Here is a 14,673-nt window from a genome sequence, read left to right on the forward strand (position 1 = left end):
CCATGGATACCAAGGCCAACGGACCCCATACCTCCCCCGCACTGGATCGCATCGATGAGGCAATCATCGAAGTACTGCGCCATCAGGGGCGGATCACCTATGAAAAGCTCTCGTCACTGGTGCACCTCACTCCCAGGCCTTGCCTGGAGCGGGTGCGCAAGCTGGAGCGCCGTGGAGTGATCCGTGGGTATGGGGCGATCATCGACGTGCAGATGGTCTCGCCAGGGCTGTCGTTGCTGGTGCTGGTGGCCTTGTCCAACCAAAGCGGGCGCTCGGCGCAAAAGGCCTTCGAAGCTTGCATCAAAGCCTGCCCCCAGGTGTTCGAATGCCAGTTGATCAGCGGGCCGTTCGACTACAGCCTGCGCATGCGCTGTCGGGACATGGAGCACTACCGGGTGGTATCGGAGATCTGGCTGAACAATGATGAGTTGCACATTGATAAGTTGGTGGCGCATCCGGAGTTGGCGGTGGTGAAAAATACCGCCATCGAACTGGCCTGAGCCCCACTCGCCAAGCCAATGAGGATCGAATGTGGGAGGGGCGGTGCGAGGATTCGACTTGCTCCCGATAGCGGTGGGTCAGTGAAAGATGAGCTGACTGACACACTGCTATCGGGAGCAAGTCGAATCGTCGCACCGACCCTCCCACATTTTTAACCATGCCCGCTTAAGATTTTCTTACCTTGGCGCGCGCCCACCAGCTTCGCCTGCCCATCCTTTTGCTTGCCCGTGCGCGCCTCGCTGATCAACCCCGGTATCAACTTGCCCTCCGGCAGATTCTTCCAGAACCGGCTGGGCAAGTGCCCTTCCATTACCTTGGGATTCAACCGCGCCGGATTGAAAATATGGCTGTAATAAGTCAGCCACATAGCGCTGTGCGGGTCTTCGACATTCTGCGCCAATTGCTGCCACGCCTCGGGGCACTCGCGCTGATGAATCAGCTGTTCACCGTCGTAATACACCCCATCCAACGGCGTAGCGATCATCCAACGATGACGCCCCATACGCCCGACAAAGTGCTGGCTGGCCGATTTCAAGATGTCATGGGCCGGCTCATGCCAGGCCACATACTCCGGCAGTTCAGGCCCCGCCTCTGCCGGTAACGCGATGAACCGCACAAACGCATGCAGGTGATGGGCTTCACGGCTGACCTGTTTGATGCGCCGCTGCAATTCGCTGCCCAGCTTGTCCCCCGCCAGCATCGCCGTGCGGTCGCCATGGCTGACCCGCCACAGCACCTCATACAGCAGGCTCCAACGCTGGTCGCCGTGATAGCAGGCCGCAGACTCCAGCAGCTCGATCAGCGCCTTGGGAATACGCGCCTGAAACGGACCGAGCCCTTCAGGAATCGACTCGTCGGTGGCGAACAAATCCGCCACTTCGGCCTCACCCCAGCTCACCTGGCTGGGGTCGGCCTGATGGCTGAGCAACCAGCGCGCCTGTTCGCGCCAGGTGCTGAACAGGTTGTCGCATTCCAGGCTGATCATCCCCACAACCCCATCTGTTGCGGTTGCGGACGATCACGCAGTTGTTCGCGCAGCAGCATGCTGGTGCTGTCAGCCTGTTGCGGGTGGTAGTCGCTGGTGATGAAAAACGGCTTGGCCTTGGCCAGCACGCAGCGCATGCGGGCCAGGTCTTCGAAGCGAATCTTGCGTTCACGGCGCAGGTCCACCAGGCGTTGGGTGGTGCGCAGGCCGATACCTGGGATGCGCGCAATAAGCGTGGGTTCGGCGCGGTTCAGATCAAGGGGAAACACCTCACGATGCTCCAGGGCCCAAGCAAGCTTGGGGTCGATATCCAACGCCAGATGGCCGGGGCCTTCGAACAATTCATTGGCGCTGAAGCCATAGCTGCGCAGCAGGAAATCCGCCTGGTACAGACGGTGCTCACGCATCAAAGGCGGCGCGGCCAGGGGAACGCTTTTCGGGCTGTTGGGGATGGGGCTGAACGCCGAGTAATACACGCGGCGCAGCTTGAAGTTGCCATACAGCGCCTCGGCGCCGTGCAGGATGGTGCTGTCATCGGTATCGTCGGCGCCGACGATCATCTGCGTGCTCTGCCCAGCCGGGGCGAAACGCGGGGCGCGAGGTTCGTTGAACACGGTCTGTTCGCCGGTGTAGATGGTCTGCATGGCCTGCTTGATGGTGACGATTTGTTTTTCCGGCGCCAGGGTGTTCAGGCTGGCCTCGGTGGGCAGTTCGATGTTCACGCTCAGCCGGTCGGCGTAGCGCCCGGCTTCGGCGATAAGCGCAGGGTCGGCGTCGGGAATGGTCTTGAGGTGGATATAGCCGCGGAAGTCATGCTCTTCACGCAATAGCTTCGCCACCCGTACCAGCTGCTCCATGGTGTAGTCGGCCGAACGAATGATGCCGGAGCTGAGAAACAGCCCGCTGACGCAGTTGCGCTTGTAGAAATCGAGGGTCAGGGTGACCACCTCCTCCGGGCTGAAACGCGCGCGGGGCACGTCGCTGGAGCGGCGGTTGACGCAGTATTGGCAGTCGTAGAGACAGAAGTTGGTAAGCAGCACCTTGAGCAACGACACGCAACGGCCGTCGGGCGTATAGCTGTGGCAGATGCCCATGCCATCGGTTGAACCCAGCCCCGCCTTGCCCTCCGAACTGCGCTTGGGTGCGCCACTGCTGGCACACGAAGCGTCGTACTTGGCGGCGTCGGCGAGGATGCTGAGTTTTTCGATCAACTGCATGGAAGGCTACCGATACTGGTTTTTTGTACAGTATCAGGCAGCCCTCCGGGTCACAAGTGCAGTCTGTCAGCTGGCGGTGGCCAACAGCAGGTCCTGCACCGAACGCGCCTTGCCTCGGCTGCGGTCGTATTCATACAACGACGCGGCAATTTCATCCGCGCGAATCGGCAGAATCGACAGCAATGTGTCGCTCAAACCATGGCTGGCCTGGCTGAAGCCCTGGATATAGATACCCGCCTTGCAGCGATCGTCGGTCACGATGCGGTAGTCACGAGCCACTTCGAAATCACCCATATACGCTTCCAGAGGCGCCAGCAGTTCGCGGTGCATCTGACGCTCGTAGCCGGTCGCCAGCACCACCGCATCGTAATGATTGACGGTGATGTCACCGTTGGCATTGTTGCGCAGGGTCAACTCAATACCCATCGGGCCGGCCACCGCTTTTTCCACCACGGTCATGGTGCGGAACGCGTGACGGGCGATGCCGGAGACTTTCTGGCGGTAGAGAATCCCGTAGATACGCTCGATCAGGTCCAGATCGACCACCGAATAGTTGGTGTTCTGGTACTCCGCGACCAAACGCTCGCGCTCGGCCCCCACTTGTTGGAACACCAGGTCGGTGAAGGCCGGCGAGAACACCTCATTGACGAACGGGCTATCATCGGCCGGTTTTAGCGCCGAACCGCGCAGGATCATGTCGACCTGCACCGACGGATAGCTGTCATTGAGGTCGATGAAGGCTTCAGCCGCGCTCTGGCCACCGCCAATGATCGCGATGCGCATCGCCTTGCCGTCCACACAGGGTTGCTGCGCAACGCGGGCCAGGTACTGGGAGTGATGAAATACGCGGTTGTCATCCTTGAGCCCTTTGAACGCCGCAGGCACCCGTGGCGTGCCACCGGCGCTGACCACCACCGAGCGCGTCGTGCGCACGTGCTGCTCACCGTGAACATCGCGGGAAATCACGCGCAGTGCCTCGACCTGCTGCTGATGCAGGATCGGCTCGATGGCCAGTACTTCCTCGCCATAACGGCCCTGGTTCTGGAATTGCGCCGCGACCCAGCGCAGGTAGTCGTTGTACTCCATGCGGCACGGGTAAAAGGTGCCCAGGTTGATGAAGTCCACCAGGCGGTCGTGGGCTTTCAGGTAATTGACGAAGGAGTACGGGCTGGTGGGGTTGCGCAGGGTCACCAGGTCCTTGAGGAACGAAATCTGCAGTTCGCTCTGGGTCACCAGGGTATTGCCATGCCAGCGGTAGTCGGCCTGCTTGTCGAGAAACAGCGCGTCCAGCTTGCCCTGGGTTTTCTCTCGTTCCTGCAGAGCGATGGCCAGCGCCAGGTTCGATGGGCCGAAACCGATACCGATAAGGTCGTGAACCGCGGGCGAAGCAATTGCCTGTGTCATTCCAGTGTCCTCTGGATAAGCCCCTTGGCGATGGGGCAGGAATACCTTCAAGACCTGCACAACAGGTCATGTGTTGATAGGAAACGAGGACAGTGAAATAAAATTTACCTGATCAGCGATCAGTGCCCTTCCCACTCGCGCATCCGCACCCGACAGTGCTTCATGGCGTTGACGATATGTTTTTCCACCAGGGCGCGGGAAATACCCAGGCGCTCGGCAATCTGCAGGTGGGTCAGCCCGTCGAGTTTGCGCAGCAGGAAGCTATCGCGGCAGGCTTTCGGCAACTCGGCCAGGGCACGATCAAGCAGCTCCAGGCGTTGGCCTTGGTCGTGGCTGGCGTGGGGGGAACTGGGGGAGAAGCGTTCTTCGCTGTCGAGTATTTCCAGCGGCTCGTGCTGGCGCAGTACGTTGCGCCGATGCCCGTCGATCACCAGGTTCAGCGCCGTGCGGTATAAAAACGCACGGGGCTGGTCGATGGGGACAGCGCTGGAACGCTCAAGTACCCGAACGTAGGCGTCATGCACCACATCTTCGGCCACCTGACGGTTGCCCAGCTTGGCGTTGAGGAAACACACCAGCTCGCGATAGTAGTTTTCCAACATGACTCCCGACCGCCACAGAAAGGCGATATCCGTTCCTTGAGTACCTGAAAATGACAACCCATAGCGTAATGGCAGTTTGGGTGCGTGCAATTTATAGTAATTCTCATCTACTTTTAAACAAGTCTTGCGCCACCGGTCGTTTTTTTTACGCAAACGACCCGTTACACAGTGTGTAACAGCCTAAATCCTCACGCGTTTCTCTCGTTTAACTGTCAGCTCTGCGCAACTGCGCTCCGAACTTTCCTGGCTGGAACCTAAGCATGAAACGCCCTCGACCTGCCCGACGCGCCCTGCTAGTTGTGGCGTGCCTGATTCCCGTCATCGCGGTCGCCGCCTGGCAAGTACTGCCGACCGGCCGCGACACGCTGACCACCGTCACCGTGACCCGCGGTGATATCGAAAACAGCGTGACCGCTTTGGGCACCCTGCAACCACGTCGTTACGTGGACGTGGGCGCCCAGGCGTCCGGGCAGATTCGCAAGATCCATGTTGAAGCCGGCGACCAGGTGCAGGAAGGCCAATTGCTGGTAGAGATCGACCCCTCGACGCAAAAAGCCAAGCTCGATGCCAGCCGCTACGCCATCGAAAACCTCAAGGCCCAGCTGCAGGAGCAGAAGGCCCAGCACGAACTGGCGCGGCAGAAGTACCAGCGCCAGCAGCGTCTGGTCGCCGGCAACGCCACCCGCGAAGAGGATGTGCAGACCGCCAAGGCCGAACTGAGCGCCACCCAGGCCCGGGTCAATATGTTCCAGGCGCAGATCCTCCAGGCTCAGGCCAGCCTGCGCAGCGATGAAGCGGAGTTGGGCTATACGCGTATCTACGCGCCAATGACCGGCACGGTGGTTGCCGTGGACGCGCGGGTCGGCCAGACCCTCAATGCCCAGCAGCAGACGCCGTTGATCCTGCGCATCGCCAAGTTGTCGCCGATGACCGTGTGGGCCGAAGTCTCGGAGGCCGACATCGGCCATGTAAAACCCGGCATGACGGCGTACTTCACCACCCTGAGCGGCGGCAACCGGCGCTGGACCAGCACCGTGCGGCAGATCTTGCCAATTCCACCCCAGCCCTTGAACGAAACCCAGGGCAGCGGCAGCCCTAATAGCTCCGGCAAAAGCGGCACCGGCCGCGTGGTGCTGTACACCGTGCTGCTGGATGTGGACAACGGCGATAACGCGTTGATGGCCGAAATGACCACCCAAGTGTTTTTTGTCGCCAGCCAGGTCAAGGATGCCCTGACCGCGCCGGTCGCTGCCCTGCTGGGCAGCCACAGCGCCGACAAACAGATCGCCCGTGTTGTCACGGAGAACGGCCGCATCGAGGAGCGCGAGGTGCAACTGGGCATCAGTGATCGCCTGCGGGTGCAGGTACTCGGTGGACTGAATGAAGGCGACCACCTGTTGATCGGCCCGGCTGCTGGCAGCGGGGGTTGAGTTGACCACGCCTCTGATCGAACTCAAGAACATCCGCAAGTCCTACGGCGGTGGCGACAGCCCACAGGTGGACGTGTTGCGCGGCATCGACCTGTCGATCCATGCCGGGGAATTCGTCGCCATCGTCGGTGCGTCCGGCTCCGGCAAGTCCACGCTGATGAACATCCTCGGCTGCCTCGATCGGCCCTCGGTCGGGGACTACCTGTTCGCCGGGGAAAACGTCGCCCACCTGGACAGTGATGAATTGGCCTGGCTACGCCGCGAGGCCTTTGGTTTTGTGTTCCAGGGCTACCACCTGATTCCTTCAGGCACGGCCCAGGAGAACGTCGAGATGCCGGCGATCTACGCCGGTATCAGCGCGTCCGAACGCCATGCCCGAGCCAACGCCCTGCTGACCCGTCTGGGCCTGGCCGAGCGTACCGGTAACCGTCCACATCAACTGTCCGGCGGTCAGCAGCAGCGGGTGTCCATTGCCCGCGCACTGATGAACGGCGGCCATATCATTCTCGCCGACGAACCCACCGGTGCCCTCGACAGCCATAGCGGCGCCGAGGTGATGACCCTGCTCGACGAACTGGCCAGCCAGGGCCACGTGGTGATCCTGATCACTCACGACCGCGAAGTCGCCGCGCGGGCCAACCGTATCATCGAGATTCGCGATGGCCTGATCATCAGCGACTCGGCCGATGACAGTGAAACAGCCCCAACAGCCGCCAGCGGCGCGTTGCAAGCCGTGGACCTGCGTCAACGCCTGGTCGACGGTGCGGAGCATAACGGCGCGTGGAAAGCCGAATTGGTGGACGCGGTACAAGCCGCCTGGCGGGTGATGTGGATCAACCGTTTTCGCACCGCATTGACCCTGCTGGGGATCATCATCGGCGTGGCGTCGGTGGTGGTGATGCTGGCGGTCGGCGAAGGCAGCAAGCGCCAGGTCATGGCGCAGATGGGCGCGTTCGGCTCCAACATTCTTTATTTGAGCGGTGCATCGCCCAACCCACGCACGCCACTGGGCGTCATCACCCTCAATGACGTCGAGGCACTGGGTGCGTTGCCCCAGGTCAAGCGCATCATGCCGGTCAACGGCAGCAAAGCAGGCGTGCGCTATGGCAACGTCGACTACATGGCGTACGTGGGCGGCAACGACACCAACTTCCCGGATATCTTCAATTGGCCGGTGGTCGAGGGCAGCTACTTCACCACCGCCGACGAGCGCAGCGGGGCTACGGTCGCGGTGATCGGCCACCGTATCCGCGAAAAGCTGTTCAAGGGCCAGGTCAATCCGATCGGACAATACATCCTGATCGAGAACGTGCCGTTTCAGGTGATCGGTGTGCTGGCGGAAAAAGGCGCCGCCTCCGGCGATAAGGACAGCGACGACCGTATCGCCATCCCCTACACCGCCGCCAGCGTGCGTTTGTTTGGCAGCTACGACCCCGAATACGTGGTGATTGCCGCCGCCGATGCAGGCAGGGTCCACGAAGCCGAAGTGGCCATCGACCAACTTATGCAGAAGCTGCACAACGGCAAACCCGACTACGAGTTGACCAACAACGCCGCAATGATTCAGGCCGAGGCCCGTACCCAGAACACCCTGTCGCTGATGTTGGGCTCGATTGCCGCGATTTCCTTGCTGGTGGGCGGTATTGGCGTGATGAACATCATGCTGATGACCGTGCGCGAGCGCACCCGCGAAATCGGCATCCGCATGGCCACCGGTGCGCGCCAACGCGACATCCTGCGCCAGTTCCTTACCGAGGCGGTCATGCTCTCGGTGGTCGGCGGCTTGTGCGGCATTGCCCTGGCCCTGCTGGTGGGCGGCGTATTGGTGCTGGCCAAGGTGGCGGTGCAGTTTTCCCTGGTGGCGGTGCTTGGCGCATTTGGTTGTGCGCTGGTCACCGGCGTCGTATTCGGCTTTATGCCGGCCCGTAAAGCTGCCCGGCTCGATCCGGTTAAGGCGTTGACCAGTGAATAAACGATCCATCCCCTCGCAGCTGTCCCTAGTCAGCCTGTGCCTGCTGCTCAGTGCGTGCGCCGGCGATCAACCCGCGGTGGACAGCGATATTGCGCCGCCGGCCGCCTGGCAGTTCGCCGAGCGCGACGCGGCCCAGGCCACCAACCAGCGCTGGTGGACGCAATTCGGCAGCCCGCAATTGAACCGGCTGGTCGAACAGGCCCGGCGTGACAGTGTCGACGTGGCCGCCGCCATGGCCCGTGTGCGGCAGGCCCAGGCCAGTGCAGTGATCGCCGGGGCGCCGTTGCTACCCGAGGTGAAGTTCGACCTCGCCACCAGCCACCAGAAGCTGCTGCACGGCCAGGGCGGACCAGACCTGGACGTCTCGCAGAGCGACGACGCGGTCGACAATTTCGGCGCCAGCTTGACGGCCAGTTATGAAGTGGATTTCTGGGGCGGCCGCGCCGCCGCCCGAGACAGCGCCCTGCAGGGCCTGCGGGCCAGTGAGTTCGATCAGGCCACCGTGGAACTGACCTTGCTCAGCAATGTGGCCGACCGCTACGCGCAAACCCTGGCAGCACGTCAGCGCCAGCAGATCGCCGAGCTGAACCTGGCCAATGCACGCAACGTGCTCGACCTGGTGCAAACCCGCTACGACGCGGGCTCCGCCACGGCGCTGGAACTGGCCCAACAGAAAAGCCTGGTCGCCAGCCAGCGACGCCAACTGCCATTGATTCAGCAACTGGCCGAAGAATCCCAGATCACCCTCGCGGCCCTCCTTGGCCAGCCGGTTCAAACCCTGGACTTGGGCGCCGAGCCCTTCCAGGCCCTGACATGGCCAACCATCGGCACCGGCATGCCCAGCCAGTTGCTCAGCCGCCGCCCCGATATTGCCAAGGCAGAGGCCCAACTGGCCGCCGCGCAAGCGGACGTCACCGTGGCGCGCGCCGCGATGCTGCCAGCCTTGACCCTCGGCGCCACACTGGGCTCCGACGCCTACAAGGCCGTGGACATCCTGCGCAGCCCTTATTACACGCTGACTGCCGGACTGGCAGGCCCGATCTTCAACAACGGCCGTTTAAGCGCCGAACGCGACAAGGCCCGAGCGCGCCAGGATGAGCTGCTGTACGCCTATCGCGGTGCGATCATCAACGGTTTTGCCGATGTGGAAAAAGCCCTCAGCAGCATCACGCGCCTGGACCAGCAGCGCCAATGGCAAACGGAAGAATTGCAGCAGGCCCAGACCGCCTTCCAGATTGCTGAAAGCCGCTACCAGGCGGGCGCCGAGGACCTGCTTACGGTACTGGAAACCCAGCGTACGCTTTATGCTGCCCAGGACTTGAACGTGCAATTGCGACTGTCACGCCTGCAAGCCAGCATTGCGCTGTACAAGGCATTGGGTGGCGGTTGGAAGACTAATATCTGATAAACGAAACTCTTGTTTCGTACACCAGTCGTCTCACGCCCCTACATTCGTCACCTCAGGATCCTTGGTAAAAAGCCGCTTCCACACGGCTGCCCGGGACCTCCTGATGAATGTTGCAAAACACCTCGCATGCGGCTGTCTCTGGCTGGTCACTCATCTTGTCCAGGCAGAGTCACTGATCAAGCCCACCGCCATCGATTGGCTGCTCGATTGCACCCTCCCCACAGACGAACAGATGGCACCTGAGGTGCTGGCGCGCACCCAGTGCGGCGTCGTGACAGTACCGCGTAACCACGCGGCCCCCGGGGAAGGCACTCAACGCCTGTACCTGACCCGTGTCGGCGCCCGTGAGCCACTGAGTCGTGAAGGTGTGGTATTCGTCCAACCCGGTGACACACTGCAGGAAAACAGCGCAAGTACGTTCAGCATTCACCTCGCCAGCCGTTGGGAGACCTACTACACACAGGCCTACCGCACTCTGCTCAACCGCTACGATGTGATTGAACTCAGCCCTCGCGAACTCACTCAGGCCCATGACGTCGAACAGGCAGTTCAGGACATGGAGTATGTACGCGCACAACTGGGCGACCCACGATTGCATTTTTTGGGTAACGGCCACGCAACCCGCCTGGGCAGCCGTTACGCGGTGCAGTTTCCCGAACGCGTCGCACGCATGGTGCTGGTCAACGCTGAACAGGGCACGGCAGACGCCTTTCAAGTCACACACCTGCGCCTCAGGGAGCCCGCCAAACCGGACGGCGGAGGGTGTATCAGCCGATGGGTGGGCGATTTCCTGGCCCTTGGCAAACAGCCGCCGCCCTCCACTCGCTGTCTTGACGGGCATACCTTGGAGTAGGTCCACCGTTGAATTGCATTCCACGCCCCCCTCTTCAGTGATCAGTTCTACAATGCCCCCCATTCATCCCCAGGGGTTTTCATGGACATCGAACTGGCACGCACCTTCCTCGAAATCACCCGCTGCGGCAGCCTCGCGGCGGCGGCCGAGAAACTGCACGTCACCCAGACCGCCATCACCGCACGGGTCAAAAGCCTGGAAAGCCAACTGGGCAGTACGCTGTTCATCCGCAACCGCGCGGGTGCACGCCTGACCGCTGACGGCGAGGCCTTCGTGGTGTACGCCAACCAGTTGCTGCAAACCTGGGAGGCCGCGCGCCGCGACCTGCCGTTGCCCGATGGCTATCGCAATGTGCTGCATATCGGCGGAGAGGTCAGCCTGTGCAACCCGCTGATGCTCGGCTGGGCCCAGGCGCTGCGCGAGCATATTCCCGGCCACGCATTGCGCACCGAAGTGCGTGAAGGCGAATACCTGTTGCGCCAACTGGAACTGGGAGTGCTCGACGCTGCGTTGGTGTTCCAGCCGCAGTACTGGCCGGGGTTGCAGGTGGAGCAGGTGCTGGAAGAAAAGCTGATCCTGGTGCAATTGGTCAGCAAGCCGGCGCCGTACGTCTACATCGACTGGGGCCCGGGCTTTCGCCAGCAACATGACGCGGCCCTGCCCGACAAGGCCCGCGCTGCGGTGAGCTTCAACCTGGGGCCTTTGGCCTTGCAGTACATCCTCGAAAACGGCGGCGCCGGGTATTTCCGCACGCGGGTGGTGCAAAGCTACCTGGACAGCGGTGTGATGCAGCGTGTGGCCAAGGCGCCGGAGTTCAGTTTCCCAACCTACCTGGTGTATTCGCGGGCACGGGATTCGGCGGTGTTGCAGCAGGCCCTTGAGTTACTGCGCGACGTGGTCAAGGCCGAAGGTGACTGGTCGCAACGCTGGGATCCGCTGATGTGAAATGGACTATGGACTCGCACAATCGCGAAGGCGGACTAAGCTCAGTCACCACCCAAAAATAATATGAGTCCCGACCATGCCCGACGCTACCGAGGCTTTCCGTGCCCGCTACCGCGCCGCGGTTTCCGCTCGCTACAACCCCTGGCTTCATGGTTTTTTTGTACTGGGTTACGGCATCGCCTGCATCACCCTGGCCTGGTCCAGCACTGAGCAGATCACAGCGCTGCAATGGCTGACCGTGCCGTTGACCCTGCTGTTCTTCAACCTCTGCATCTACCTCGTGCACCGCCACCTCGGCCATCACAAACACGCCTTCGCGCGCTTGTTTTACGCACGCCATACCGGCGACCACCACAGTTTTTTCACCCCTGGCCACATGACTTACGACAGCCCACGGGACTGGCGGGTGATCCTGTTCCCGGCCTGGTTGATCGTGCTGCACAGCCTGGCCATCACGCTCCCCGCCTGGTGGCTGCTCAAGCAACTGAGCCCCAACGTTGCTGGGCTATTTGCCGGGTGCATGCTCCTGGGCTACCTGTTCTACGAAGTGTTCCACGCCTGCGAGCACCTGCCTGCGGAGCATCCGGTGGCGCGCCTGCCGTGGATTCGCCAGATGCACCGGCTGCATGCCCTGCACCATCGTCGCGAGCTGATGCAGGGGCGCAATTTCAATATCGTCCTTCCCCTGATGGATTACCTGTTCGGCACCCTGCACTGGGAGCCGAACCCCAACGACAACCAGGAATCGTCATGAGTACACGTCCAAAAAAACTGCGCCATCTGCTATTTGTGTTGCTGCTGGCGGTGGTCGCCTTTCTGCTGCTGATGCCCACCAAGGTACAACCGGTGAACTGGTCACCGCCCAAAGCGCCATCGATGAAGGATGGGCCTTTCGCCGAAAACCAGCGACTCAAGGCTGTACAGAAAATCGGCGCCCAGGACATCGCCGGACCGGAGGCGTTGCTGTTGGATGCACAGGGTTTGCTCATCAGCGGCCTGCATGACGGGCGCATCATCCGCACATCGCCCGACAGTCAAAGCCTGGAAGTACTGGCCAATACGGGCGGTCGCCCACTGGGCCTGGCGATGCACCCGGATGGGCGCTTGATCATTGCCGATGGGGTGAAAGGTCTGCTCGCGCTGGACTCGAACCGCCAACTCACTTCCCTGAGCACCAGCGCCAATGGCCTGCCCTTCGGTTTTACCAATGACGTCATCGTGGACGCCAACGGCCGCTATGGGTATTTCAGCGATGCGTCGAGCCGCTGGGGTTATGGGCAAGACGGCGAAGCGGTGATCGAACATGGCGGCGATGGGCGATTGCTGCGTTACGACTTCAGCAACGGCAACACCGAGGTGTTGCTCGACCAGTTGCAATTCGCCAACGGCGTAGCCCTGGGCCCGGACGAAAGCTACGTACTGGTGAATGAAACTGGCGCCTACCGCATCAGCCGTTACTGGCTCAAAGGCGAACGTGCTGGCAGCCACGACCTGTTTATCGACAACCTGCCCGGCCTGCCGGACAACCTGAGTTTCAATGGCCGGGACCGTTTCTGGGTAGCGCTCTACTCACCGCGCAACCCGTTGCTGGACAGCTTCGCCGGCTACCCGCTGCTGCGCAAAGTGATGGTGCGCGCACTGACGGTGGTGCCCAAGCCCATCGAGCGCAAAGCGTTTGTGTTGGGGTTGGATACCAACGGCAAGGTCATCGCCAACTTACAGGATGGCAGCGCGGGCAACTACTCACCGATTACCACGGCGCGGGAGTATGGCGACTGGTTGTACCTGGGCTCGCTGACGAACACGAGCATGGCGCGCGTGCCGTTGCAACTGGCGTTAAAGCCGGAGTGAAGAGAGGGTCAGTTTGGTCCGGACGGGGCGCCTGAGATCAAAATCAAAAGCAGAGAACAAGCCTAAGCCAGCCGGAGGTCTATCTGATGCATGAAGATCAAATGTGGGAGTGGGCTTGCCCGCGATGAGGGAGTGTCAGTTGATACATCTATGACTGACCCACTGCCACTGGGGTCAGGCCCTATCGCACATCTGGTCTGAGTTCACTAAAAAATCGATCGACTCTAAGGCTGCCGCGCTTCTGCCTTTAATCTGAAGTCGCCCGGTCAACCACGTAGGCCGACAGCTATTTATGCAGTCAAGCTGCCCGTTGAGATTCAGTCAATCGGGATGTCGCACCAGCTTCGCCAAACGGCCCAGACGACTGCGGCAATAGTCCAAACATAACCAAGACGATACGGCCACAATGCCCAACGTTTAAGCGCTAAAGGAACAGATGCCAGTTCGGCCTCAGTCACAAGGCCTGCTTTCAGGAAGGCCTTGGGCATCGACAGAATGTCGACCATCAACCCCATGCGATGATACCGGTCGATTCGCTGATTTCTTTTCCAAAAACGCTTATGTCTACGAACCTTTTCATTTTCACTGAAGTAACTTTCCAGCTCGTCGAGCTTCGTATATTCGGCAAACAGTACCAGTCCTAAGAAAACAAACGTCCCCACAAACCAGACAATGGTATAGACCAGAAAAAAGTCCATGGCTAAGCCCCCTCTGGCTGGAATATCAAGTCACCATCGACCTCTATAGTGTTTTAAAAAAAGAACAGGACGCTTCCCCTATAGCCAAGTGCACCAATAACCTCAACTGATAGCCCAAATCATCGCGAGACGGTATGGCCATACGGCCCAACGCTTAAGTGCCAAGGGAGTGAATGCAGGAGCAGTTTGGTCGCACCCTTTAAGTTTCAGTCAATCGGGATGTCGCACCATCTTCGCCAAACGACCCAGACGACTGTGGCAATAGTCCAAATTAAGCCGAGATAATAGGGCCACAACACCCAACGCCTGAGTGTTAACGGAACAGACGCCAGTTCGGCCTCGGTCACCACACCTGCTTTCACATGACGCGCTGAGTCTGACAGGTACTCAAACATCAACAACATGCGGTATTGCCTGTCGATCCACTGGTTTCGTCTCCAGAATCGCCTATTGTCGCGGACTCTTTCGTTCTGACTGAAATAACTCTCCACCTTGTCCAGTTTTGTGTATTCGGCAAACAGCATCAGCCCCAAAACGACAAACATCCCAACAAAATGCACAAGGGTAAAGGCAAGAAAAAACGACACGATTAAGCTCCCTGTGGCTCGAAGATCAACTCACCATTAACCTCTAGAATCTTTCCACCCAGTAACGCACCTTCATCACCTAGAACAGAGCCTCCCGCGTGCCCCCCCGCAGCGCCTCCGATAACTGCGCACACAAGCGCACCTTGTGACTTCAGGGAAATGCCCAAAAATATGTGACACGCACGATGAGCGATGGCAGCGCCATACTTTCCCCCGACAG

14 protein-coding genes are annotated in these 14,673 nt (G+C 60.5%); 8 read left to right on the forward strand and 6 right to left on the reverse strand.

What is annotated here, in order from left to right; genetic code table 11:
- Window positions 1-2 precede the first annotated feature (2 nt).
- Window positions 3-500, forward strand: a complete 498-nt coding sequence (locus G9Q84_RS18975; protein ID WP_032888155.1) for an Lrp/AsnC family transcriptional regulator — start codon at window positions 3-5, stop codon at window positions 498-500.
- 152 nt (window positions 501-652) lie between these two features.
- Here the strand turns inward: G9Q84_RS18975 and G9Q84_RS18980 are convergent, their stop codons facing one another.
- From G9Q84_RS18980 to G9Q84_RS18995, 4 genes are all read right to left on the reverse strand, one after another.
- Window positions 653-1,486 (reverse strand): TIGR03915 family putative DNA repair protein, encoded by an 834-nt coding sequence (locus G9Q84_RS18980; RefSeq protein ID WP_181643871.1) that lies wholly within the window; start codon window positions 1,484-1,486, stop codon window positions 653-655.
- Window positions 1,483-2,703: a putative DNA modification/repair radical SAM protein gene (locus G9Q84_RS18985; protein WP_181643872.1), complete on the reverse strand. Its 1,221-nt coding sequence runs from the start codon at window positions 2,701-2,703 to the stop codon at window positions 1,483-1,485. The genes G9Q84_RS18980 and G9Q84_RS18985 overlap by 4 nt, the downstream gene beginning before the upstream one ends.
- A 66-nt stretch (window positions 2,704-2,769) precedes the next feature.
- Window positions 2,770-4,107, reverse strand: coding sequence for a lysine N(6)-hydroxylase/L-ornithine N(5)-oxygenase family protein (locus tag G9Q84_RS18990; protein WP_181643873.1), 1,338 nt, complete (start codon window positions 4,105-4,107; stop codon window positions 2,770-2,772).
- Window positions 4,108-4,226: 119 nt separating this feature from the next.
- Window positions 4,227-4,709, reverse strand: a complete 483-nt coding sequence (locus tag G9Q84_RS18995; protein WP_099600935.1) for a sigma-70 family RNA polymerase sigma factor — start codon at window positions 4,707-4,709, stop codon at window positions 4,227-4,229.
- 260 nt (window positions 4,710-4,969) lie between these two features.
- On the opposite strand from G9Q84_RS18995, the gene G9Q84_RS19000 reads away from it, so the two are divergent.
- The 7 genes from G9Q84_RS19000 (at window position 4,970) to G9Q84_RS19030 (ending at window position 13,168) form a co-directional block, all read left to right on the forward strand.
- Entirely contained in the window at window positions 4,970-6,139 is a 1,170-nt protein-coding gene (locus tag G9Q84_RS19000; RefSeq protein ID WP_032888167.1) for an efflux RND transporter periplasmic adaptor subunit, read from the forward strand.
- 1 nt (window position 6,140) lies between these two features.
- Window positions 6,141-8,111, forward strand: coding sequence for a MacB family efflux pump subunit (locus G9Q84_RS19005; protein ID WP_095184348.1), 1,971 nt, complete (start codon window positions 6,141-6,143; stop codon window positions 8,109-8,111).
- Window positions 8,104-9,516, forward strand: coding sequence for an efflux transporter outer membrane subunit (locus tag G9Q84_RS19010; protein WP_181643874.1), 1,413 nt, complete (start codon window positions 8,104-8,106; stop codon window positions 9,514-9,516). The genes G9Q84_RS19005 and G9Q84_RS19010 overlap by 8 nt, the downstream gene beginning before the upstream one ends.
- A 106-nt stretch (window positions 9,517-9,622) precedes the next feature.
- Complete coding sequence (locus tag G9Q84_RS19015) at window positions 9,623-10,372, forward strand: alpha/beta fold hydrolase (protein ID WP_181643875.1); 750 nt, start codon at window positions 9,623-9,625, stop codon at window positions 10,370-10,372.
- Window positions 10,373-10,453: 81 nt separating this feature from the next.
- Window positions 10,454-11,317 (forward strand): LysR family transcriptional regulator, encoded by an 864-nt coding sequence (locus tag G9Q84_RS19020; protein ID WP_032888174.1) that lies wholly within the window; start codon window positions 10,454-10,456, stop codon window positions 11,315-11,317.
- A gap of 76 nt (window positions 11,318-11,393) precedes the next feature.
- On the forward strand, window positions 11,394-12,071 hold the full coding sequence (locus G9Q84_RS19025) for a sterol desaturase family protein (protein ID WP_122680579.1): 678 nt from the start codon (window positions 11,394-11,396) through the stop codon (window positions 12,069-12,071).
- Window positions 12,068-13,168, forward strand: a complete 1,101-nt coding sequence (locus G9Q84_RS19030; RefSeq protein WP_181643876.1) for an SMP-30/gluconolactonase/LRE family protein — start codon at window positions 12,068-12,070, stop codon at window positions 13,166-13,168. Before G9Q84_RS19025 ends, G9Q84_RS19030 begins: the two co-directional genes overlap by 4 nt.
- Before the next feature lie 317 nt (window positions 13,169-13,485).
- Here the strand turns inward: G9Q84_RS19030 and G9Q84_RS19035 are convergent, their stop codons facing one another.
- Together G9Q84_RS19035 and G9Q84_RS19040 are read right to left on the reverse strand one after the other, a co-directional pair.
- On the reverse strand, window positions 13,486-13,866 hold the full coding sequence (locus G9Q84_RS19035; protein ID WP_181643877.1) for a hypothetical protein: 381 nt from the start codon (window positions 13,864-13,866) through the stop codon (window positions 13,486-13,488).
- A 206-nt stretch (window positions 13,867-14,072) separates the two neighbouring features.
- Window positions 14,073-14,453, reverse strand: a complete 381-nt coding sequence (locus G9Q84_RS19040) for a hypothetical protein (protein WP_181643878.1) — start codon at window positions 14,451-14,453, stop codon at window positions 14,073-14,075.
- Window positions 14,454-14,673 lie beyond the last annotated feature (220 nt).

Origin of the sequence: Pseudomonas sivasensis, assembly GCF_013778505.1 — a bacterium.
Classification (GTDB): domain Bacteria; phylum Pseudomonadota; class Gammaproteobacteria; order Pseudomonadales; family Pseudomonadaceae; genus Aquipseudomonas; species Aquipseudomonas sivasensis.

Excerpts from the sequence above, each read along its gene's own strand:
- G9Q84_RS18975 (WP_032888155.1), top strand. The coding sequence starts at position 3 with ATGGATACCAAGGCCAACGGACCCCATACCTCCCCCGCACTGGATCGC.
- G9Q84_RS18980 (WP_181643871.1), bottom strand. The coding sequence starts at position 1,486 with ATGATCAGCCTGGAATGCGACAACCTGTTCAGCACCTGGCGCGAACAG.
- G9Q84_RS18985 (WP_181643872.1), bottom strand. The coding sequence starts at position 2,703 with ATGCAGTTGATCGAAAAACTCAGCATCCTCGCCGACGCCGCCAAGTAC.
- G9Q84_RS18990 (WP_181643873.1), bottom strand. The coding sequence starts at position 4,107 with ATGACACAGGCAATTGCTTCGCCCGCGGTTCACGACCTTATCGGTATC.
- G9Q84_RS18995 (WP_099600935.1), bottom strand. The coding sequence starts at position 4,709 with ATGTTGGAAAACTACTATCGCGAGCTGGTGTGTTTCCTCAACGCCAAG.
- G9Q84_RS19000 (WP_032888167.1), top strand. The coding sequence starts at position 4,970 with ATGAAACGCCCTCGACCTGCCCGACGCGCCCTGCTAGTTGTGGCGTGC.
- G9Q84_RS19015 (WP_181643875.1), top strand. The coding sequence starts at position 9,623 with ATGAATGTTGCAAAACACCTCGCATGCGGCTGTCTCTGGCTGGTCACT.
- G9Q84_RS19020 (WP_032888174.1), top strand. The coding sequence starts at position 10,454 with ATGGACATCGAACTGGCACGCACCTTCCTCGAAATCACCCGCTGCGGC.
- G9Q84_RS19025 (WP_122680579.1), top strand. The coding sequence starts at position 11,394 with ATGCCCGACGCTACCGAGGCTTTCCGTGCCCGCTACCGCGCCGCGGTT.
- G9Q84_RS19030 (WP_181643876.1), top strand. The coding sequence starts at position 12,068 with ATGAGTACACGTCCAAAAAAACTGCGCCATCTGCTATTTGTGTTGCTG.
- G9Q84_RS19035 (WP_181643877.1), bottom strand. The coding sequence starts at position 13,866 with ATGGACTTTTTTCTGGTCTATACCATTGTCTGGTTTGTGGGGACGTTT.